General features: G+C 67.9%; 1 protein-coding gene. It reads right to left on the bottom strand.

The genetic code is table 11. The annotated features are described in order from the left end of the window. Nucleotides 1-446 (bottom strand): AMP-binding protein (locus tag D7W79_RS42730; RefSeq protein ID WP_147442392.1); only part of this gene is annotated, 446 nt, incomplete at both ends.

The raw sequence follows: 446 nt of genomic DNA, 5'->3' as shown, positions 1-446 counted from the left end.
GCTCCCCCGCCACGCCCCGCGGCACCGGCTCCATCCGCCCGTCCAGCACGTACAGCCGCAAGTCCCCTATCGCCTCCCCAATCACACTGCTCGCCGACTCCGCGTCCTTCGCCCGCATGCGTCGCTGCGTCACGTGCACCGTCGTCTCGGTGATTCCATACATATTCACCAGCGCCGGTACCTCGTCCCCGTGCCTGTCAAACCACGGCTTCAGGCTCACCGGGTCCAATGCCTCTCCTCCGAAAATCACCAGCCGCAGCGCCAGCTCCTCCTCCAGCCCCGTCCCCAGCGTCTCCTCCAGCGCCACCAACTGACGGAAGGCCGACGGCGTCTGGTTGAGCACCGTCACCCCTTCCGTCTGCAATAGCCGGTGGAAGTCCCACGGCGAGCGGCTCACCGCGTACGGCACCCCCACCAGCTTCCCCCCGTACAGCAGCGCTCCCCAC

This window comes from Corallococcus exercitus (assembly GCF_003611585.1).
Taxonomy (GTDB): Bacteria; Myxococcota; Myxococcia; order Myxococcales; family Myxococcaceae; genus Corallococcus; species Corallococcus exercitus.
This window is presented reverse-complemented; position numbering and strand designations above follow the sequence as displayed.